General features: G+C 58.1%; 19 protein-coding genes. 14 read left to right on the top strand and 5 right to left on the bottom strand.

Translation table 11 applies throughout. The annotated features are described in order from the left end of the window. Nucleotides 1-11: 11 nt before the first annotated feature. From glgX to asd, 3 genes are all read right to left on the bottom strand, one after another. Complete coding sequence (glgX, locus tag UR289_RS15850) at nt 12-1,985, bottom strand: glycogen debranching protein GlgX (RefSeq protein WP_032662237.1); 1,974 nt, start codon at nt 1,983-1,985, stop codon at nt 12-14. Then, a complete protein-coding gene (gene glgB, locus UR289_RS15845) occupies nt 1,982-4,168 on the bottom strand; it encodes a 1,4-alpha-glucan branching enzyme (protein WP_320710870.1) in 2,187 nt (728 codons plus the stop codon). The genes glgX and glgB overlap by 4 nt, the downstream gene beginning before the upstream one ends. A 249-nt stretch (nt 4,169-4,417) precedes the next feature. Next, a complete protein-coding gene (gene asd / locus UR289_RS15840) occupies nt 4,418-5,521 on the bottom strand; it encodes an aspartate-semialdehyde dehydrogenase (RefSeq protein WP_032662235.1) in 1,104 nt (367 codons plus the stop codon). A 179-nt stretch (nt 5,522-5,700) separates the two neighbouring features. Between asd and yhgN the strand changes: the two genes are divergently transcribed. After that, the gene (gene yhgN, locus UR289_RS15835; protein WP_003861574.1) at nt 5,701-6,294 is read left to right on the top strand and encodes an NAAT family transporter YhgN; all 594 of its coding nucleotides are present in this window, start codon (nt 5,701-5,703) and stop codon (nt 6,292-6,294) included. Nucleotides 6,295-6,447: 153 nt separating this feature from the next. Here yhgN and tusA read toward each other — a convergent pair whose 3' ends face one another. Next, nucleotides 6,448-6,690, bottom strand: a complete 243-nt coding sequence (gene tusA / locus UR289_RS15830; protein WP_008503071.1) for a sulfurtransferase TusA — start codon at nt 6,688-6,690, stop codon at nt 6,448-6,450. Between the two features lie 167 nt (nt 6,691-6,857). Between tusA and UR289_RS15825 the strand changes: the two genes are divergently transcribed. Both UR289_RS15825 and UR289_RS15820 read left to right on the top strand, forming a co-directional pair. Next, complete coding sequence (locus tag UR289_RS15825; protein ID WP_023309514.1) at nt 6,858-7,523, top strand: 7-cyano-7-deazaguanine/7-aminomethyl-7-deazaguanine transporter; 666 nt, start codon at nt 6,858-6,860, stop codon at nt 7,521-7,523. Nucleotides 7,524-7,595: 72 nt separating this feature from the next. After that, nucleotides 7,596-8,153, top strand: a complete 558-nt coding sequence (locus tag UR289_RS15820) for a DcrB family lipoprotein (RefSeq protein ID WP_023309515.1) — start codon at nt 7,596-7,598, stop codon at nt 8,151-8,153. Nucleotides 8,154-8,157: 4 nt separating this feature from the next. Here the strand turns inward: UR289_RS15820 and UR289_RS15815 are convergent, their stop codons facing one another. Next, nucleotides 8,158-9,375 (bottom strand): MFS transporter, encoded by a 1,218-nt coding sequence (locus UR289_RS15815; protein WP_320710866.1) that lies wholly within the window; start codon nt 9,373-9,375, stop codon nt 8,158-8,160. A gap of 145 nt (nt 9,376-9,520) precedes the next feature. Here UR289_RS15815 and UR289_RS15810 point away from each other — a divergent pair, with 145 nt between their 5' ends. From UR289_RS15810 to UR289_RS15760, 11 genes are all read left to right on the top strand, one after another. Beyond that, entirely contained in the window at nt 9,521-10,570 is a 1,050-nt protein-coding gene (locus UR289_RS15810; protein ID WP_032662225.1) for an AI-2E family transporter, read from the top strand. Nucleotides 10,571-10,907: 337 nt separating this feature from the next. Further along, entirely contained in the window at nt 10,908-11,297 is a 390-nt protein-coding gene (locus UR289_RS15805; RefSeq protein WP_023309518.1) for a hypothetical protein, read from the top strand. A 69-nt stretch (nt 11,298-11,366) separates the two neighbouring features. Continuing rightward, nucleotides 11,367-12,431 (top strand): methyltransferase, encoded by a 1,065-nt coding sequence (locus UR289_RS15800; RefSeq protein WP_094934879.1) that lies wholly within the window; start codon nt 11,367-11,369, stop codon nt 12,429-12,431. 67 nt (nt 12,432-12,498) lie between these two features. Beyond that, entirely contained in the window at nt 12,499-13,221 is a 723-nt protein-coding gene (locus tag UR289_RS15795) for a beta-ketoacyl synthase chain length factor (protein WP_246946743.1), read from the top strand. Continuing rightward, nucleotides 13,218-14,033, top strand: a complete 816-nt coding sequence (locus UR289_RS15790; RefSeq protein ID WP_033146839.1) for a lysophospholipid acyltransferase family protein — start codon at nt 13,218-13,220, stop codon at nt 14,031-14,033. Before UR289_RS15795 ends, UR289_RS15790 begins: the two co-directional genes overlap by 4 nt. Next, on the top strand, nt 14,014-14,271 hold the full coding sequence (locus UR289_RS15785; RefSeq protein WP_008503081.1) for a phosphopantetheine-binding protein: 258 nt from the start codon (nt 14,014-14,016) through the stop codon (nt 14,269-14,271). Before UR289_RS15790 ends, UR289_RS15785 begins: the two co-directional genes overlap by 20 nt. A gap of 10 nt (nt 14,272-14,281) precedes the next feature. After that, the gene (locus tag UR289_RS15780) at nt 14,282-14,533 is read left to right on the top strand and encodes an acyl carrier protein (RefSeq protein WP_320710861.1); all 252 of its coding nucleotides are present in this window, start codon (nt 14,282-14,284) and stop codon (nt 14,531-14,533) included. Between the two features lie 54 nt (nt 14,534-14,587). After that, the gene (locus UR289_RS15775) at nt 14,588-15,127 is read left to right on the top strand and encodes a hypothetical protein (RefSeq protein WP_198922235.1); all 540 of its coding nucleotides are present in this window, start codon (nt 14,588-14,590) and stop codon (nt 15,125-15,127) included. Beyond that, nucleotides 15,120-16,481, top strand: coding sequence for an AMP-binding protein (locus UR289_RS15770; protein ID WP_320710858.1), 1,362 nt, complete (start codon nt 15,120-15,122; stop codon nt 16,479-16,481). Before UR289_RS15775 ends, UR289_RS15770 begins: the two co-directional genes overlap by 8 nt. Beyond that, nucleotides 16,468-16,821 carry a hydroxymyristoyl-ACP dehydratase gene (locus tag UR289_RS15765; RefSeq protein WP_033146841.1) on the top strand — a complete coding sequence of 118 codons (354 nt, stop codon included), beginning with the start codon at nt 16,468-16,470 and terminating at the stop codon, nt 16,819-16,821. The genes UR289_RS15770 and UR289_RS15765 overlap by 14 nt, the downstream gene beginning before the upstream one ends. Next, nucleotides 16,812-18,503, top strand: a complete 1,692-nt coding sequence (locus UR289_RS15760) for a glycosyltransferase family 2 protein (RefSeq protein ID WP_320710855.1) — start codon at nt 16,812-16,814, stop codon at nt 18,501-18,503. The genes UR289_RS15765 and UR289_RS15760 overlap by 10 nt, the downstream gene beginning before the upstream one ends. Nucleotide 18,504 lies beyond the last annotated feature (1 nt).

The raw sequence follows: 18,504 nt of genomic DNA, 5'->3' as shown, positions 1-18,504 counted from the left end.
CTCCTTTTTTATCATCTTTGGAATACGCACACTCCGTGCGCAGGCCCGTGCCAGACAGCCATTACTACCGGATTATCCGCTCCGGCAAAGGGGGGAACAGCTCGCCATTCCCCTTCAGGTAAAACAATCTCTGCGACGTCATCCGTCGCGTTCAGCGTGACCAGCCATTTATCCGACAGCAGGATTTGCAGGCGTGGTACGCCGTGTTGCCACTCTTGCGCGCTTAACGGTTGCGCGTCTTGATTCAACCAGCGAACGTTGCCGTCACCCTCTTCCCACCAGCGGTCGGCGGTCAGCGCGGGGATCTGCTGGCGAAGATGGATCAGCGCAGCGGTAAAATGAATCAGCCCGCTGTTGGCTTCACCCCAGTCGAGCCAGGTTAACGTGTTGTCCTGGCAATACGCATTGTTGTTACCGTGCTGGCTGTGGCCGTGTTCATCGCCTGCCAGCAGCATCGGCGTGCCCTGCGACAATAAAAGCGTTGTCAGCAAAGCGTGAACGCTGGCGCGTCGCCGCTCGATGACGTCAAGGCTTCCGCCTAACCCTTCTATACCATGATTAAAGCTATGGTTATTGTTAGTACCATCGCGATTCTCTTCGCCGTTTGCCTCATTGTGTTTCTGATTGAAACAAACGCAGTCCCTGAGCGTAAAACCGTCGTGTGCCGTCAACAGATTGACGGTGGCCGACGGGCGTTTGCCGTCGCGCTTAAAGAGATCGCTTGAAGCGGCAAAGCGTCCGGCGAACTCCCCCAGCGACAGATTCCGTTCCAGCCAGAAGCGGCGCGCGGCATCGCGGTAGTGATCGTTCCACTCGGCAAACAGCGGCGGGAAATTCCCGACCTGATAACCGCCTTCCCCGATGTCCCACGGCTCGGCAATGAGCTTCACCTGCGAGAGCACCGGACAGTTTTTTATCGCCTCAAACAGCGGCGCCTGCTGGCTGAACGCTGGCGTGCGCCCCATCACGGGTGCCAGATCGAAACGAAAACCGTCGACGTGGAACGTCTCCACCCAGTATTTCAGGCATTCATAAGCAAAATGCGTGACCGCCGGATGGCTGAGGTTGAGCGTGTTACCGCAGCCGGTCCAGTTCTCATAATCGCCATCCTGCCTGATCCAATAATAGCTACGGTTATCAATTCCGCGCATGGAGAGCGTCGGACCGTCGAGATCGCTTTCAGCACTGTGGTTGAGCACGACGTCCAGAATGACCTCAATGCCCGCCGTATGGAGCGCCTTCACCGCATCGCGAAACTCGTCACGCGCCTTTTCCGGATGGGCGGCATAGCGTGGCTCAAGCGCGAACATCGCCAGCGGGTTGTAGCCCCAGTAGTTGCTTAGCCCCAGCCGCTGCAGGCGCGGCTCGCTGGCGAAATGGGCCACGGGCAACAGTTCCAGCGCGGTGATGCCGAGGTGTTTCAGGTAGGCAATCATGGTGGGATGCCCGAGCGCCTTATAGGTGCCGCGCATCTCTTTGGGGATCGACGGGTGCAGGTACGTCAGCCCTTTGACGTGGGCTTCATAAATAACGGTATTGCCCCACGGCGTCTGCGGCGGGGCATCGTCTTCCCAGTCATAAAGATCGTTTACCACCACGCTTTTTGGCGCGACGGGCGCGCTGTCGCGGTGGTCGGGCTCGCCGTAGCCCACGTGGAACAGCGGGTCGTCTTTAAATTCGCCGTCCACGCGGTGCGCGCACGGGTCAATCAACAGCTTCGCCGGGTTAAACCAGTGCCCCTGCGCCGGATCCCACGGACCATGTACGCGAAAGCCATAGTGCATGCCTGGCCGTCCTCCGGCCAGGTAGCCGTGCCAGGTATCCCCCGTGCGCTCGGGTAAATCGTAACGGTGTTCGTTACCTTCCCCATCAAACACGCACAGTTCTACCCGCTCAGCGTGAGCGGAAAAGAGGGTGAAATTGACACCCTTTCCGTCAAAACGCGCGCCGAGCGGTTCGGGTTTACCTGCCGTAAGCTGCGTCATTCGCCCTCCCGCATCAGCCAGATGGTGCCAAGCGGCGGCAGCGTCAGGCTCAGGGAGTTGGGTCGCCCGTGGCTTTCGATGGCATCGCTCTGGACCAGCCCGCCGTTACCGGCGTTGCTGCCGTGATAGTGCATCGAGTCGGTATTCAGGATCTCGCGCCATTTGCCCGGCTGGTTAATGCCGAAGCGGTAATGTTCGCGCGGCACCGGCGTGAAGTTGCTGGCGACGATGATTTCGTTACCCGCTTTGTCACGACGCACAAAGACAAACACCGAGCGCTCGTGGTCGTCCACCACCAGCCACTCAAAGCCGTACGGATCGAAGTCGAGCTCGTGCAGCGCTTTGTGGTGGCGGTAGGTCAGGTTCAGGTCGCGCACCAGACGCTGCACCCCGTGGTGCCAGTTGTCGCCGCCTTCCAGCAGGTGCCAGTCGAGACTGGCGTCGTGGTTCCACTCGCGTCCCTGGGCGAACTCATTGCCCATAAACAGCAGTTTCTTGCCCGGGAAGGCAAACATCCAGCCGTAGTAGGCGCGCAGGTTGGCAAACTTCTGCCACGCGTCGCCCGGCATGCGGTCGAGAATGGATTTTTTGCCGTGCACCACTTCATCGTGCGACAGCGGCAGCATGAAGTTTTCGGTGTAGTTGTAGAGCATCCCGAACGTCAGCTTATCGTGATGATACTTACGGTGAACCGGATCCAGCTTCATGTAGTCGAGCGTGTCGTGCATCCAGCCCAGGTTCCACTTATACCAGAACCCCAGGCCGCCTGATGACGGCGGACGGGAGACGCCCGCAAAGTCGGTCGACTCTTCCGCCATGGTCACGGCACCGTCCACCTGTTCGCCGATAATGCGGTTGGTATTGCGCAGGAATTCAATCGCTTCCAGGTTTTCACGGCCGCCAAACTCGTTCGGGATCCACTCGCCCTCTTTGCGGCTGTAGTCGCGGTAGATCATCGACGCCACCGCATCGACGCGCAGGGCGTCAATGCCAAACCGCTCGATCCAGTACAGGGCATTCCCGACCAGATAGTTTGCGACCTCACGGCGACCGTAGTTATAGATCAGCGTGTTCCAGTCCTGGTGATAGCCTTCGCGCGGGTCGCTGTGCTCGTACAGCTTCGTGCCGTCAAACTCTGCCAGCGCAAAATCATCCGACGGGAAATGGCCCGGCACCCAGTCGAGGATGACGTTCAGCCCGGCGGCGTGCGCGGCATCAATGAAATAGCGGAAGTCATCGCGCGTTCCGAAGCGGCGCGTTGGCGCATACAGCCCGGTGGGCTGATAGCCCCAGCTGCCGTCGAACGGATGCTCGTTGACCGGCAGCAGTTCAAGGTGGGTAAAGCCCATCCATTTGGCGTAGGGCACCAGCTGGTCGGCAAGCTCCCGGTAGCTGAGCCAGAAGTTGTTATCGGTATGGCGACGCCAGGAGCCAAGGTGTACCTCATAGACAGAGATCGGCGCATCAAAGCGGTTGGCCTGTTTGCGCTCCTCCGTCTGGACGACCTTCTCCGGCAGGCCGCAAATCAGCGACGCGGTATCCGGGCGCATCTGCGCTTCGAAGGCATACGGGTCGGCTTTGATGCGCAGCTTGCCGTTGGCGTCGATCATCTCGAATTTATAAAGCTGCCCGGGGTGCGCTCCGGGGATAAACAGCTCCCAGATGCCGGTTTCCCGGCGCAGGCGCATCGGGTGGCGGCGACCGTCCCAGTAGTTGAACTGGCCGACAACGGAGACGCGCTGGGCGTTAGGCGCCCACACAGAGAATCGCGTGCCGGTAATGCCGTCCATGGTATCGGCATGGGCACCCAGCGTTTCATAAGGGCGAAGATGCGTTCCTTCGGAGAGCAGCCAGGCGTCCATCTCTTTAAGCAGAGGGCCAAAGCTGTAAGGATCGTCAATCAGGTTTTGCTGACCGTGCCAGAGAACGGCGAGCTGATAGCGAAAAGGATTTTTACGGCGGGGCATTACGCCCGAGAAGAAGCCACGGGAATCGAGGCATTCAAGATTACCGACCTTGCGGCCGGTTTTGGGCTCAATCACCCAGACTTCTGTGGCATCCGGTAACAGTGCCCGAACTTCAAGGCCATCCTCAGTTTGATGCATCCCAAGCACAGAAAAGGGGTAAGCAAAATGACCCGCAATAAGCGCATTAATCACGTCTCTATCCACACGATCGGACATGGTATTCATCCTGTTTTTTATGTCGTCCTTTTTAAGCGCTCCGGGACGACTTTTAATGTGACCTGAACGGGACAGCACAAAAATGTGCATCCATTCTGCTCCGTTCGAACCTCAGGTAAGAAATGACTCTTCCTTAAAGCATAGCCAACGCTCTAGATGACTCCTGATAAAAAATAAGACATACGCGTGTTACTCCATGTAGTACGCAAAAAAAAGGGGTGAAAATCACCCCCGGTAGTTAACAAATTATTACGCCAGCTGGCGCAGCATGCGGCGCAGCGGCTCGGCGGCGCCCCACAGGAGCTGGTCGCCGACGGTGAACGCGGAGAGGTACTCCGGCCCCATGTTCAGCTTGCGCAGACGGCCAACCGGCGTGGTCAGCGTGCCGGTAACGGCAGCCGGGGTCAGCTCGCGCATGGTGATATCGCGATCGTTTGGCACCACTTTCGCCCACGGATTGTGCGCGGCCAGCAGCTCTTCCACGGTCGGAATAGACACATCTTTTTTCAGTTTAATGGTGAAGGCCTGGCTGTGGCAGCGCAGCGCGCCGATACGCACGCACAGACCGTCAACCGGAATGGTGTTCGCGGTCGCAAGGATTTTATTGGTCTCAGCCTGGCCCTTCCACTCTTCGCGGGTCTGGCCGTTATCCAGCTGTTTGTCGATCCATGGGATCAGACCACCGGCCAGCGGTACGCCGAAGTTATCCACCGGCAGCTCGCCGCTGCGGGTCAGCTGAGTGACCTTACGTTCGATATCGAGGATCGCGGACGCCGGGTTTGCCAGCTCGGTTGCGACGCTGTGGTGCAGCTGGCCCATCTGGGTCAGCAGCTCGCGCATATGACGCGCGCCGCCGCCGGACGCCGCCTGGTAGGTCGCCACGGAGACCCACTCCACCAGATCCTGCGCGAACAGGCCGCCGAGGGACATCAGCATCAGGCTGACGGTGCAGTTACCGCCGACAAAGGTTTTCACGCCGTTGTTCAGGCCGTCGGTGATGACGCCCTGGTTCACCGGGTCGAGAATGATGATGGCATCGTCTTTCATGCGCAGCGAAGAAGCCGCGTCAATCCAGTAGCCCTGCCAGCCGCTTTCACGCAGCTTTGGATAGATTTCGTTGGTATAATCGCCGCCCTGGCACGTCACAATAATGTCGAGTGCCTTCAGCGCTTCCAGATCGTAAGCATCCTGCAACGTGCCTGTGGTACCACCAAAGGACGGAGCAGCCTGGCCGAGCTGGGAAGTGGAGAAGAAGACCGGGCGGATAGCGTCGAAATCGCGCTCTTCAACCATGCGTTGCATGAGTACAGAGCCGACCATACCGCGCCAGCCGATAAAACCAACGTTTTTCATAGCATTTTTTTCCTGCTGAGGGTGTGTGCTGATTGTGCAAGCCAGTATTGAACTGGGATATGCTTCACATTACAAAATGCTGCCAAAGTCGCAAGCGAAATTAATCGATGATTGCCCGGCAATCAGAAAAAGCGCTAATCATCGGAATAACACTACTAAGTATCAGGGATAATTTAAAGATGAGTGAAATCATTTCCGCGGCGGTTTTATTGATCCTGATTATGGATCCACTGGGAAACCTGCCTATCTTCATGTCGGTGCTGAAGCACACCGAGCCGAAGCGCCGCCGGGCGATCATGATCCGCGAGCTGCTCATCGCCCTGCTGGTGATGTTTATCTTCCTGTTTGCCGGTGAAAAAATTCTCGCGTTCCTGAACCTGCGCGCCGAAACCGTGTCGATTTCCGGCGGGATTATTCTGTTCCTGATTGCTATTAAGATGATTTTCCCAAGCGCGGAAGGCAGCAGCAGCGGCCTGCCCGCGGGTGAAGAGCCGTTTATCGTGCCGCTGGCGATTCCACTCGTCGCCGGGCCGACCATTCTGGCCACGCTGATGCTGCTGTCGCATCAGTATCCGAACCAGATGAGCCATCTGGTGATTGCCCTGCTGATCGCCTGGGGCGGGACGTTTATTATCCTGCTGCAGTCGTCGCTGTTCCTGCGCCTGCTGGGTGAGAAAGGGGTGAACGCGCTGGAGCGCCTGATGGGGCTGATTCTGGTGATGATGGCAACGCAGATGTTCCTGGACGGGATCCGCGCGTGGATGAAAGGCTAGGTAAACGCAAAACGGCAATCAAAGATTGCCGTTTTTAGTGTTTGCACCCTCTCCCCGTGGGAGAGGGGCGGGGTGAGGGCATCAGGCCGCAGAGGACACATATTCGTCGGGTGGCGGCCTCGCCTTACCCGACCTACAGCAACGCCAGCCCATCTACCCCTTACGAATCAAATACCGGTACGGCAGCGCCTCGGTCTGCTGTGCCACCAGCTCATGCTCCATAAAGGTACAAAAACCGGGAATATCGCGGGTCGTGGCCGGGTCGTCGGCAATAATCAGCAGCGTTTCACCGGTCTGCATGTTGCGCACGGTTTTGCGTACCATCATTACCGGTTCCGGGCAGCGAAGGCCCTGGGCATCAAGAGTGTGGTCTGGGCTGGAAAACAGGTCGGTCATGGTCTTCTCGGTCTGGTAAAAACGGCTGTAGTTTACGCCCGGTTGCGATCAATGCAAACCAGGTTAACGATTGCGTAAAAACTAACCATTGCAATGTCCTGCCAAAGCAGTATCATGCTGCGGTTTTTATTGGGTTCCCTCACCCCAACGTATAAAAAGGTCACAATATGACGTCGTTTTCTGAATCACAGCGCGTAAAAGCGTTGTTCTGGCTTTCGCTTTTCCATTTGCTGGTGATCACCTCCAGCAACTATCTGGTGCAGCTCCCAATCTCCATCTTTGGTTTTCATACCACCTGGGGCGCATTCAGCTTCCCGTTTATTTTCCTCGCGACGGATTTGACCGTGCGTATTTTTGGCGCACCGCTGGCTCGCCGTATTATTTTTTCGGTCATGCTCCCGGCGCTGTTCATCTCGTACGTGGTTTCGTCACTGTTTTATATGGGAAGCTGGCAGGGCTTTGAGGCGTTAACCCACTTCAACCTGTTTGTTGCCCGTATCGCCGCGGCAAGCTTTATGGCCTACGCGCTGGGGCAGATCCTCGACGTGCATGTGTTTAACCGCCTGCGTCAGAATCATCGCTGGTGGATGGCGCCAACCGCCTCCACGCTGTTCGGTAACGTGAGCGATACGCTGGCCTTCTTCTTCATCGCCTTCTGGCGCAGCCCGGATGCGTTCATGGCCGAACACTGGATGGAAATCGCGCTGGTGGACTACTGCTTCAAGGTCCTTATCAGCATTGTGTTCTTCCTGCCGATGTACGGCGTGCTGCTCAATATGCTGCTGAAAAGGCTGGCAGATAAATCTGAAATCACGGCATTGCAGGCTGGTTAAGGGTTCGCTTTATCAGTTGTGATAAGATGAGCGAATGAGCCGTTATGGCCGTTTATCGAAAGGAAGAAGTCAATGCGCAATCTGGTTAAATATGTCGGGATTGGCCTGCTGGTTGTGGGTCTTGCAGCCTGTGATAACAGCGACACGAAAACGCCTGCTCAGGGCGCATCCGCAGAGAGCAACGCGACCGGCCAGCCGGTGAATCTGATGGATGGCAAACTCAGCTTCTCTCTGCCAGCCGATATGACCGATCAGAGCGGCAAGCTGGGCACCCAGGCGAACAACATGCACGTTTACTCCGACGCAACCGGGCAAAAAGCGGTCATTGTGATTGTGGGCGACGACACCAGCGAAGACCTGGCCGTCCTGTCCAAACGTCTGGAAGATCAGCAGCGCGGCCGCGATCCGCAGCTGCAGGTCGTGACCAATAAATCCATCGAGCTGAAAGGCCACACGCTGCAACAGCTCGACAGCATCATCTCTGCAAAAGGCCAGACCGCCTACTCTTCTGTGGTGCTGGGCAAGGTTGATAACAAACTGCTGACCCTGCAGATCACTCTGCCAGCGGAAGATCAGCAGAAAGCGCAGACGGCTGCTGAAAACATCATTAACACCATCGTGATCCAGTAACGCTTCACGACGATGACGTGGCCTCCGGTGCCTGCACCGGGGGCCATTTTTTTAGCCGCCACGTCAGCAGCAGCGCAATCACCACCAGACCCGCCGCGGCAAGATAGATTACCGGACCCCCTGCCCAGGCCATCACCAGCCCCGCCAGCGGGCCGGTAATGCCTAAAGACATATCCATAAACACCGTATAGGTCGCCAGCGCCGCCCCCTGATTCTGCTGCGGCACGGCTTTTACCGCCACCACGCCCAGCGCCGGGAAGACCAGGGAAAAGCCTGCCCCCGCGAGGAACACACCCACTTTCGCGACCCAGGGCACCATCGCAATTCCGGTCAGCAGCAGCCCGATAATCTCTATCGCAAAGCAGATCATCGCCACATTCAGCCCGCCAAGACGGTTGATGCCGTTAGGGAAAAGCAGGCGGGCGCCAACAAACGCACAGCTAAACAGGGTTAACGCAAAGGCTGCGCCGTCCCAGCCTTTGGCGTCGTAGAACAGGGTAATGAAGGTCGCAATCACGCCGAAGCCGGTGGTCGCCAGCGCCAGCGCCATGCCGTACGGCCAGACGCGCCCCAGCACCGCCCGAAACGGCAGCGGCTTGCCTTTGCTGGCCTTCACTTTCGGGCGCGGCAGCGCAAAGAGGATTGCCAGCAGCGCGACCGCCATAATGGTGATGGAAAGCCCATACAGCCCGCCAAGCGCATAGCAGGCCACGCCGAGCGGCGCCCCGAGCGCCATCGCACCGTAGGTGACAATCCCGTTCCAGGAGATCACCCGGCCAATGTGCGGCGCGCCTACCACCCCCACGCCCCACAGCGTCGAGCCGGTTCCCGCCAGACTTTGCCCGATGCCAAGAATGACGCGGCCCAGGCAGAGCAGCGCCAGGCTGACCAGCGGCCAGTGGCTGGTGTTGGCAGCCAGCAGGTAGCTCAGGCCACTGAGAAAACAGCCGCACAGCCCCACCACTACGATGCTTTTTGGACCGAACGCGTCCGCGTAGCGCCCGGCATGCGGGCGGCTGAGGAGCGTGGCGAAATATTGCAGGCTAATCACCAGCCCCGCCCAGAAGGCGCTGAAGCCCATCACGTCATGGACATAGCCCGGCAGGACCGCCAGCGGCAGGCCGATGGTCAAATAGCTGGCAAAGTTGAAAATCACAACGGAAACGATGCGCAGATTGAGGCGCAGTCCGCTCAGTGCCGGTTCAGCGGCAGGTTCGGGCATGGGGTTCTACCTGGATTTTTTACAACAGTGTTTCACTATTACCACGGCGCAATAAGAAAATCAGCCCCGACTTTCAGATTAACGGTGCCAGACGAAGCGAAGCCCGGGCACTACACTTATCGGGTCATCATATTAAGGAACACGCATGATCGCTAACCCGTCCGACAAAGCAGGACTCCACATCTTATTAAAACTCGCCTGTCTGGTGGTTATCCTTGCGGGTATCCATGCTGCCGCTGACATTATTGTTCAGCTCCTGCTGGCGCTCTTTTTTGCCATTGTGCTTAATCCTCTGGTCACCTGGTTTTTACGCCGGGGCGTCAGCCGTCCGGTAGCCATCACCATCGTGGTTATTGTCATGCTGATTGGCCTGACGGCGCTCTTCGGCGTGCTGGCGGCATCGCTGAGCGAATTCTCCACCATGCTGCCGCAGTACAACAAAGAGCTGACGCGTAAAATTGTCGCGCTGCAGGAGATGGTGCCATTCCTCAATCTGCATATCTCACCCGAACGGATGCTGCGCAGGATGGACTCCGAGAAGGTCATGACCTACGCCACCACCTTGATGACGGGGCTTTCCGGCGCGATGGCCAGCATTCTGCTGCTGGTCATGACGGTGGTGTTTATGCTGTTCGAAGTTCGCCACGTACCCTATAAGCTGCGCTTTGCGCTGAACAATCCGCAAATTCACATTGCCGGGTTACACCGGGCCCTGAAGGGCGTCTCCAAATATCTGGCGCTGAAAACGCTCCTGAGCGTCTGGACCGGGGTGATTGTCTGGCTGGGGCTGATGCTGATGGACGTGCAGTTCGCGCTGATGTGGGGCGTGCTGGCCTTTCTGCTGAACTACGTGCCCAATATTGGCGCGGTGCTTTCCGCCGTGCCGCCGATGATTCAGGCGTTTCTGTTTAACGGTTTCTACGAATGCATGCTGGTCGGCGCGCTGTTCCTCGTCGTGCATATGGTGCTGGGCAATATTCTTGAACCGCGCATGATGGGACACCGTCTGGGCATGTCGACGCTGGTGGTGTTTTTATCCTTACTGGTTTGGGGATGGCTGCTGGGCCCGGTCGGTATGCTGCTGTCGGTTCCTCTGACCAGCGTATGTAAAATCTGGATGGAGACCACCAAAGGCGGCAGCAAGCTGGCGATCCTGCTCGGGCCGGGGAGGCCGAAAAGCCGGTTACCCGGCTAACCGACCTACCTGTACAGGTAGGTTTAAACCGTCAGTAATACACCGTAAATTACCGCGTCCCTAATCCGTCGCGGTATTTTTATTTGCGTTAAGGCGATACTCATTCTGTTTTTAATTACGCCGCGCGCATTACGTTCAAACGCAACTCATGATTTAACGCAAATTATAAAAAATGAAATTCTTATTTATTTTCCATGTTATTATGCCCGTCTTCGCGTCAACGTAATGTAAACATTAATATTGATTAAAAAATACACCCGGCGATAACAAAAAGCCGGATGAATATTATTTGTAAAAAACACTACCTTTAATTGTTATTATTGATATGGAGTTGTTGATGAAAAAGATCGTTAAATGGTGTGCTGCTGCCGTATTCGTTGGCGCACTGGCAGGCTGCGCGCGTACCGCCCCAATTGCTCAGGTTCACTCTATTGTTAGCGCGGGCCATACTGCCGATCAGGTAAAAACGGCAATTTTGAAAGCAGGCCAAAAACGCGACTGGATCATGACGGAAACCGGCCCGGGAATGATTAAGGGGCGTCTACAGTCACGCGATCACTCGGTCCAGGTGAGTATTCCGTACACGGCCACAAGCTATTCAATCAACTATGAAAACAGCCTTAACCTGAAAGCGGCAGACGGTAAAATTCACAAAAATTATAACCGCTGGGTAAATAACCTCGACCACGATATTCAGCTGAACCTCTCCGCTGGCGCCGCGCTGTAATATTTTTCTAAAGTCGGGCCGCGTATGGCCCGATAACCTCTTTTTATTAGCCTCAAAGGTTACGCAGGAATGTACGAAAAGGACACACTCAGCGCACTGGATGCCATTACCGAAGCGCAGCGCATCGCCTTTGCCCCGATGTTATTCCAGACTGCGCTTTGTCTGCGTAACTCAGGCGTTCTCGCCTGGCTCGATAAACAAGGTAAAAAAGGGGCAAGCCTCGAGGAAATAACCGAACACAGCACGCTCGGCAGCTATGGCGTCAGCGTACTGCTGGATATGGGATTAAGCGGTCGAATTGTTACCCAACAGAATGGACGTTATTTCCTGGCGAAAGTGGGCCATTTTTTACTGCACGACGAAATGACCCGCGTAAATATGGATTTCACCCAGGACGTTTGTTACCAGGGGCTATTTCACCTGGCGGACGCCCTGCAGGAGGAAAAACCTGCCGGATTAGCCGTGTTTGGCAACTGGCCAACCATCTACCCGGCGTTATCCCAATTACCTGCTCCGGCGAAAGAGAGCTGGTTCGCCTTCGATCATTACTATTCTGACGCCGCTTTTGACGCTGCGTTGCCATATATATTCGCAAGCTCGCCGACAAAATTGTACGATGTGGGCGGAAATACGGGTAAATGGTCGTTACGCTGCTGCCGCTATGACGAAAATGTTGCCGTGACGATCCTCGATCTGCCGCAGCAGATAGCGCTGGCGCAGGAAAACATCGCAAAAGCAGGTTTTTCTCATCGTATTGCATTCCATGCTGTCGATATGCTTAGCCCAGCAACATTGCCGGGTGACGCCGACGTCTGGTGGATGAGCCAGTTCCTGGATTGTTTCTCTCCGGATCAGATTGTCGCCATGCTGACGCGCGTCGCGCAGGCCATGAAGCCAGGCGCACGTTTGTGCATCATGGAGCTTTTCTGGGATGCTCAGAAATTTGAAGCAGCCTCTTTCAGCCTGAATGCCACCTCGCTCTATTTCACCTGTATGGCGAATGGCAATAGCCGGTTTTACAGCGTAGAGAAGTTCTATCGCTACCTGGAGAGCGCAGGTTTCAGCGTTGAACAGCGGCTGGACAACCTTGGGGTCGGTCATACCCTGCTGATATGCACCAAACGTGAACAATAGAGCAGCTTAGCTGCCGGGTGGCCCAGTCTGCCCTTTGAATACGGTTTTTTTTCGCGGACGCGCGTAGATGAAATTTTCACTGAACATTATCGACTGGCAGGCGAGAGCGCCAGGACTCAGCGATGCCACAGAGTGGCAGGCATGGTCGCGCCTGCAGCTGGCCGTTGACCCAGCGGCCCCGCTTCCCCGCCTGACCGCTTTACCCATGATGACCGCGCGCCGCCTCAATTCAGGCAGTAAGCTGGCGGTGGATATTGGTCTTGCCATGCTGCAAAACCACGCCATTGATGCCGTCGTCTATTCCAGCCGCCACGGCGAGCTGGAGCGCAACTACCGTATTCTGCATGCTCTGGCGACCGGGCAGTCCGTTTCACCCACCGACTTCGCGATGTCCGTGCACAATTCCGCGGTGGGCAATCTCACGATCACCGCACGCCAGGCCATCGTCTCGTCATCCATTTCTGCCGGGCTGGACACCTTCCAGCAGGCCCTATGTGAAGTGCTGAGCCTGCTGCATGCGGGCTATTCCCGCGTCCTGCTGGTCGATTTTGACGGCGCGCTGCCGGAATTTTACCATCCGGCGCTACCGCCGCAGATGCCCACATGGCCCTACGCGCTGGCGCTGGTGATTGAATCCGGCAACGGATTGCAGTGTGAAACCCACAGCGGCAGCACGGGTGAAGAACCCGCCCTGCCGCAAAGCCTGATGTTCCTGCAGCGCTATCTCAGCGAGGAACGTCAGTTTGCGGTGCCCGGCGAACGTTTGCTGTGGCAATGGACGCGCGCATGAACCGCCTGGCTGCTCGTATCAACTGGTTATGGCGTCTGGTGATGACCGGCTTCTGCTTCGCGCTGTTTGGCGTGGGCGGGCTGCTGCTGTCGCTGGTCTGGTTCAACCTGCTGCTGATCGTCCAGCGCGACCGCGCCAGCCGTCGCCGCCTGGCGCGTCGCAGCATTGCGGCCAGCTTCCGCTTCTTCCTGACCGTTGCGCGCGGCCTCGGCGTACTGGACTATCGCATTCACAATCTTGACGCGCTGCGCAGCGATCGGGGTTGTCTGGTGGTGGCTAACCACCCCACGTTAATTGACTACGTGATTCTGGCGTCGGTGATGCCCGAAACCGACTGCCTGGTGAAAAGCGCGCTGCTGCGCAACCCCTTTGTCAGCGGCGTTATCCGCGCGGCGGATTATCTGATTAACAGCGAAGCCGAGCCCCTGCTCGCGGCCAGCCAGCAGCGTCTGGCTCAGGGCGACACGCTGTTAATCTTCCCGGAAGGCACGCGTACCCGGTTTGGCGAGGCTATCTCCCTCCAGCGCGGCGCGGCAAATATCGCCGTGCGCTGTAACAGCGATCTGCGGGTGGTGCTGATCCACTGTAGTGAACACCTGCTGGATAAAAAAAGTCACTGGTATGATGTACCGCCAGAAAAACCTGTTTTCACCGTGGATGTCCGCGACCGCGTGAACATCGACGAATTTTACGATGCAAATGAACAAGAACCGGCGCTGGCGGCAAGGCAGTTAAACCGGCATCTGCAGCATCGATTAACATCAGGCCTTCAATCTTTGTCAGGAATTAATGATGCAAGCGCTTTATCTTGAAATTAAGAATCTCATTATCACCACGCTGAATCTGGACGAGCTTACCGCAGAGGATATTGATACCGATGCCGCGCTGTTTGGCGATGGGCTGGGTCTGGACTCCATTGACGCGCTGGAACTGGGTCTGGCGGTAAAAAACCAGTATGGCGTGGTGCTTTCTGCCGAAAGCGAAGAGATGCGCCAGCACTTCTTTTCCGTCGCCACGCTGGCGTCCTTTATCAACGCTCAACGCGCCTGAGATGTGAACGATGACTGAACAAGAAACCATTTATCAGGAAGTCTGCGGCCTTCTGACCAAGCTCTTTGAAACCGACCCGCAGGACATTACGCCCGAAGCCCGTCTTTACGAGGACCTGGAGCTGGACAGCATTGACGCGGTGGACATGATTGTTCATCTGCAGAAGAAAACGGGCAAGAAAATCAAGCCGGAAACCTTCAAGTCGGTTCGTACCGTTCAGGATGTGGTAGACGCCGTCGAACAGCTTCTGCGCGAAGAGTAAGACGTCGTGCGTGGTGGACAGACGTTCCCGGTCATCCCACTGCTGACGGGGCTGATGCTGCTGGCGTGGCCCTTCCTGATTGGATTTGGGCTGACGCACAACAGCCTGCAGTGGCTGTTGCCGGTGATGGCGCTGGTATTGCTGCTGCGGCTGCGCCAGGCGCGACGGAACGCTGGCCCGATGCGGTATGTGGTGCAGTGCGTGGCGCTCGCGGGCATCGCGCTCTGCGCGGCAAGCTACCTGCTGAAAACCCACCAGTGGCTGCTGTTCTACCCGGTGGTCGTCAACCTTGTGATGCTGGCCGTGTTCGGCGGTTCGCTGTGGACCGCGATGCCGCTGGTCGAACGGCTGGCGCGCTTGCGCGAGCCAAACCTGCCCCCGGAGGGCGTGCGCTATACCCGCAAGGTGACCCTCGTCTGGTGCGGCTTTTTCATCGGAAACGGCGCGATGGCGCTGTTCACCGTGCTCCACGGCGACATGCATCTGTGGACGCTGTGGAACGGTATGGTGGCCTACATCCTGATGGGAACGCTGATGGCGACCGAGTGGCTGGTGCGCCAGCGGGTGATAAAAAAAGAGATGCACAATGACTAACCCCCTTCCGCTGGGCCAGTGGCTAAACGCGCCCCGTCCTGACGACATGCCCGTTGCCTGGCTTGACGATCGTACCTGGACGCTTGGCCAGCTGCGCCACGACGTGACCTTGCTGGTCGACACTCTGCATCAGCAGGAAGGCGAGCGCTGGGCGCTGTGCTTTGAAAACAGCTACCTGTTTATCGTTGCGCTGCTGGCCTCGCTGCATGCCGGTAAAACGCCGGTCATCCCCGGCCATAGCCGCGTCTCGCAGCTTGAAGAACAGCAGGCGTTGTTTAGCGGCGTTCTGAGCGATCGCTCTCTCGATTTCCATGGCAAGCTGATAGTGGTGGCCTCCAGCCATCAGACGGCTCGCCGCTGGGCGCCCCTGCCGGCCATTGACGAAAGCCGCTTCGTTGAACTGTTCACCTCCGGCTCCACGGGTACCCCGCGCCGGGTGATTAAGCACATCGTCAGCCTGGATCGCGAAGCCCGTCTGCTGGCTGACCGCTTCGGCGAACGTCTGACCGGCTGTAGCGTTGTCGCCTCGGTCGTACCGCAACATCTGTACGGCCTGACCTTCCGCATCGTCTTGCCGATGGCGCTGGGCCTGCCGCTGCATGCCGCGATGCTCTACTACGCCGAGCAGCTGGCCGCCCTTCCTCATGACCGGCATTACCTGTTCATCAGCAGCCCGGCGTTCCTGAAACGCCTGGATACGGAGCTGCCCGCGCCGCCCGTCAGAATGCTGATTTCAGCAGGCGGAATGCTGCCCTGGTGTGACGTTTCCACCACCGCGGGCTGGCTTAACATCTGCCCGGATGAAATTTATGGCAGTACCGAAACCGGGATCCTCGCCTGGCGCCATCGCCAGCAGGATAACGTCCCGTGGCTGGCCTTCCCCGGCGTTATCTTCCATCAGGAAGATGAAGCCTGTCGCGTCACGTCGCCACTGATCCACGAGGCTGAAGGACTCCAGCTGGACGATATCCTGCACTTCGACAGCGAGGGGTTGTTCAGCATCGCCGGTCGTCGCGGGCGGGTGGTCAAAATTGAAGAAAAGCGCATCTCGCTTAACGAGATCGAACGTCGCCTGCTGGAGCTCGACGGCATTTGCGAAGCGGCTGCGCTGCCGGTCACGCGCGGAGGCCGTCAGGGGATTGGCGCACTGCTGGTGCTGGACGAAGCGGTTCGCCAGCGCGGCTATATGCAGGATAAAAAAGCGCAGGAGTTCGCCTGGCGTCGCGCCCTGCTGCCGTGGCTTGAGCCGGTCGCCGTTCCGCGCTACTGGCGCATTGTCGATGAAATGCCGGTAAACAGTATGAACAAGCGTGTCTATGCGCAGCTAGAGGAGTTATTTCATGAAAATTCATGAAATTGAGCGCCACCAGACACAGCCGGAGAAGCTGGAAATCATTTTGCATCTCGACGCGGCGCTGTTCTGGTTTCAGGGCCATTTTGCCGTACAGCCGCTGCTGCCCGGCGTTGCGCAGCTTGACTGGGTGATGCACTACGCCACGACGTTACTGGCGCCGGGCTACCGCTTTCACAGCATTCAAAACGTGAAGTTCCAGGCGCCTCTGCTGCCGGAAACCACGGTGACGCTGGTGCTTGAGTGGCATGCCGAACGTCAGATGCTGACCTTCAGCTACCAGCGTCACGCCGGGGCGGAGCGCCATACCGCCAGCAGCGGGAAAATTCGGCTATGTCAGTAACCTTTCGCCCCTGCGTGCTGATCCCGTGCTACAACCACGGCGCCATGATCGCCGGCGTGCTGTCGCGTCTCGCGCCGTTCGGCCTGCCGTGCCTTGTGGTGGATGACGGCAGCGAAGCGAGCACCCGTCAGGAGCTCGAGCGCCTGGCGGCGGAGCAGCCGCAGGTAACGCTGGTCCGCCTGGCGCAAAACGCCGGAAAAGGTGCCGCGGTCATCAGGGGGCTGGAGGAATGCGCGCGCGCGGGCTATACCCACGCCGTGCAGGTGGACGCGGACGGTCAACACGCCATCGAAGATATCCCCAAACTGCTGGCGCTGGCGGAGCGCCACCCGGACGCGCTGATCTCCGGCCAGCCCATTTACGATGATTCCATTCCGCGCTCGCGGCTCTACGGACGCTGGGTAACCCACGTCTGGGTGTGGATTGAGACCTTATCCCTGCAGCTTAAAGACAGCATGTGCGGCTTTCGGGTCTACCCGGTCTCGCCCACGCTGCGGCTGGCAGCGCGTGAAACGCTCGGCAAACGGATGGACTTTGACACCGAAGTGATGGTCCGTCTCTACTGGCAGGGCAACGCCAGCGTCTTTCTGCCGACCCGGGTCACCTACCCGCAGGACGGGTTGTCCCACTTCGACGCGTTAAAAGATAACGTGCGGATCTCCCTGATGCATACCCGGCTGTTCTTCGGCATGCTGCCCCGCATGCCCGGCCTGCTTTTCCGTCGACGCCGCCAGCACTGGGCGCAGCAGGACGAGGTCAAGGGCCTGTGGGGCATGCGCCTGATGCTGCGCGTCTGGAAGCTGATGGGGCGGCGGGCCTTTACCGTGCTGCTGTGGCCGGTGATAGGCGTGTACTGGCTTATCGCACGTCCGGCGCGGCTGGCCTCGCGGCAGTGGATTGAGAGAGTGAAGCAAGAACTGCGTCAGCGGAACATGCCCGTTCCCCCGCGGCTCAACAGCTTTTTCCATTTCATGCGCTTCGGCAACGCGATGCTGGATAAAGTCGCCAGCTGGCGCGGTGAGCTGCAGTTTGATCGCGACGTGGTCTTTGCCCCCGGCGCGAGCGAAACGCTTAATATCGCGGCGCCGCAGGGCAAGCTGCTGCTGGCCTCGCATCTTGGCGACGTTGAGGCCTGCCGGGCGCTGGCCCAGCTGGACGGCAGCAAAATTATCACCGCCCTGGTCTTCAGCGAAAACGCCCGGCGCTTTAAGCAAATCATGAGCGAAATGGCGCCCCAGGCGGGCGTGAATTTGATGTCGGTTACCGACATCGGCCCGGACACCGCGATTGCCATCAAAGAGAAGCTTGAGCGGGGAGAATGGGTCGCGATTGTGGGCGACCGCATCGCGGTGAATCCGCAGCGTGGCGGCGAGTGGCGGGTGATCTGGAGCCCGTTCATGGGCCAGCCAGCGCCGTTCCCACAGGGGCCGTTTATCCTGGCCTCCATCCTGCGCTGCCCGGTGGTGCTGATTTTTGCCCTGCGCCAGCAGGGTAAGCTCGTCCTGCACAGCGAACCGTTTGCCGACCCGCTGCGCCTGCCGCGCGGCGAACGCCAGCAGGCGCTGCAGGAGACCGTCGATCGCTACGCGCAGCGGCTGGAGCATTACGCCCTCCTGTCGCCGCTCGACTGGTTTAATTTTTTCGATTTCTGGCATCTGCCAGAGTCCAGAGAGAAGGAGTAAA

Origin of the sequence: Enterobacter sp. 302C9, from assembly GCF_034106085.1 — a bacterium.
Lineage (GTDB): Bacteria > Pseudomonadota > Gammaproteobacteria > Enterobacterales > Enterobacteriaceae > Enterobacter > Enterobacter asburiae_B.
The sequence above is the reverse complement of the archived record's forward strand: the minus strand, read 5'-3'. Positions and strand labels throughout refer to the sequence as shown.

What these genes read in the sequence shown, in the direction of transcription:
- UR289_RS15795 (WP_246946743.1), top strand. Translation starts at nt 12,499, where the DNA reads ATGAAATTTTCACTGAACATTATCGACTGGCAGGCGAGAGCGCCAGGA.
- UR289_RS15800 (WP_094934879.1), top strand. Translation starts at nt 11,367, where the DNA reads ATGTACGAAAAGGACACACTCAGCGCACTGGATGCCATTACCGAAGCG.
- UR289_RS15775 (WP_198922235.1), top strand. Translation starts at nt 14,588, where the DNA reads ATGCTGCTGGCGTGGCCCTTCCTGATTGGATTTGGGCTGACGCACAAC.
- UR289_RS15820 (WP_023309515.1), top strand. Translation starts at nt 7,596, where the DNA reads ATGCGCAATCTGGTTAAATATGTCGGGATTGGCCTGCTGGTTGTGGGT.
- UR289_RS15805 (WP_023309518.1), top strand. Translation starts at nt 10,908, where the DNA reads ATGAAAAAGATCGTTAAATGGTGTGCTGCTGCCGTATTCGTTGGCGCA.
- glgB (WP_320710870.1), bottom strand. Translation starts at nt 4,168, where the DNA reads ATGTCCGATCGTGTGGATAGAGACGTGATTAATGCGCTTATTGCGGGT.
- yhgN (WP_003861574.1), top strand. Translation starts at nt 5,701, where the DNA reads ATGAGTGAAATCATTTCCGCGGCGGTTTTATTGATCCTGATTATGGAT.
- glgX (WP_032662237.1), bottom strand. Translation starts at nt 1,985, where the DNA reads ATGACGCAGCTTACGGCAGGTAAACCCGAACCGCTCGGCGCGCGTTTT.
- tusA (WP_008503071.1), bottom strand. Translation starts at nt 6,690, where the DNA reads ATGACCGACCTGTTTTCCAGCCCAGACCACACTCTTGATGCCCAGGGC.
- UR289_RS15825 (WP_023309514.1), top strand. Translation starts at nt 6,858, where the DNA reads ATGACGTCGTTTTCTGAATCACAGCGCGTAAAAGCGTTGTTCTGGCTT.
- asd (WP_032662235.1), bottom strand. Translation starts at nt 5,521, where the DNA reads ATGAAAAACGTTGGTTTTATCGGCTGGCGCGGTATGGTCGGCTCTGTA.
- UR289_RS15760 (WP_320710855.1), top strand. Translation starts at nt 16,812, where the DNA reads ATGTCAGTAACCTTTCGCCCCTGCGTGCTGATCCCGTGCTACAACCAC.
- UR289_RS15810 (WP_032662225.1), top strand. Translation starts at nt 9,521, where the DNA reads ATGATCGCTAACCCGTCCGACAAAGCAGGACTCCACATCTTATTAAAA.
- UR289_RS15770 (WP_320710858.1), top strand. Translation starts at nt 15,120, where the DNA reads ATGACTAACCCCCTTCCGCTGGGCCAGTGGCTAAACGCGCCCCGTCCT.
- UR289_RS15765 (WP_033146841.1), top strand. Translation starts at nt 16,468, where the DNA reads ATGAAAATTCATGAAATTGAGCGCCACCAGACACAGCCGGAGAAGCTG.
- UR289_RS15815 (WP_320710866.1), bottom strand. Translation starts at nt 9,375, where the DNA reads ATGCCCGAACCTGCCGCTGAACCGGCACTGAGCGGACTGCGCCTCAAT.
- UR289_RS15780 (WP_320710861.1), top strand. Translation starts at nt 14,282, where the DNA reads ATGACTGAACAAGAAACCATTTATCAGGAAGTCTGCGGCCTTCTGACC.
- UR289_RS15785 (WP_008503081.1), top strand. Translation starts at nt 14,014, where the DNA reads ATGCAAGCGCTTTATCTTGAAATTAAGAATCTCATTATCACCACGCTG.
- UR289_RS15790 (WP_033146839.1), top strand. Translation starts at nt 13,218, where the DNA reads ATGAACCGCCTGGCTGCTCGTATCAACTGGTTATGGCGTCTGGTGATG.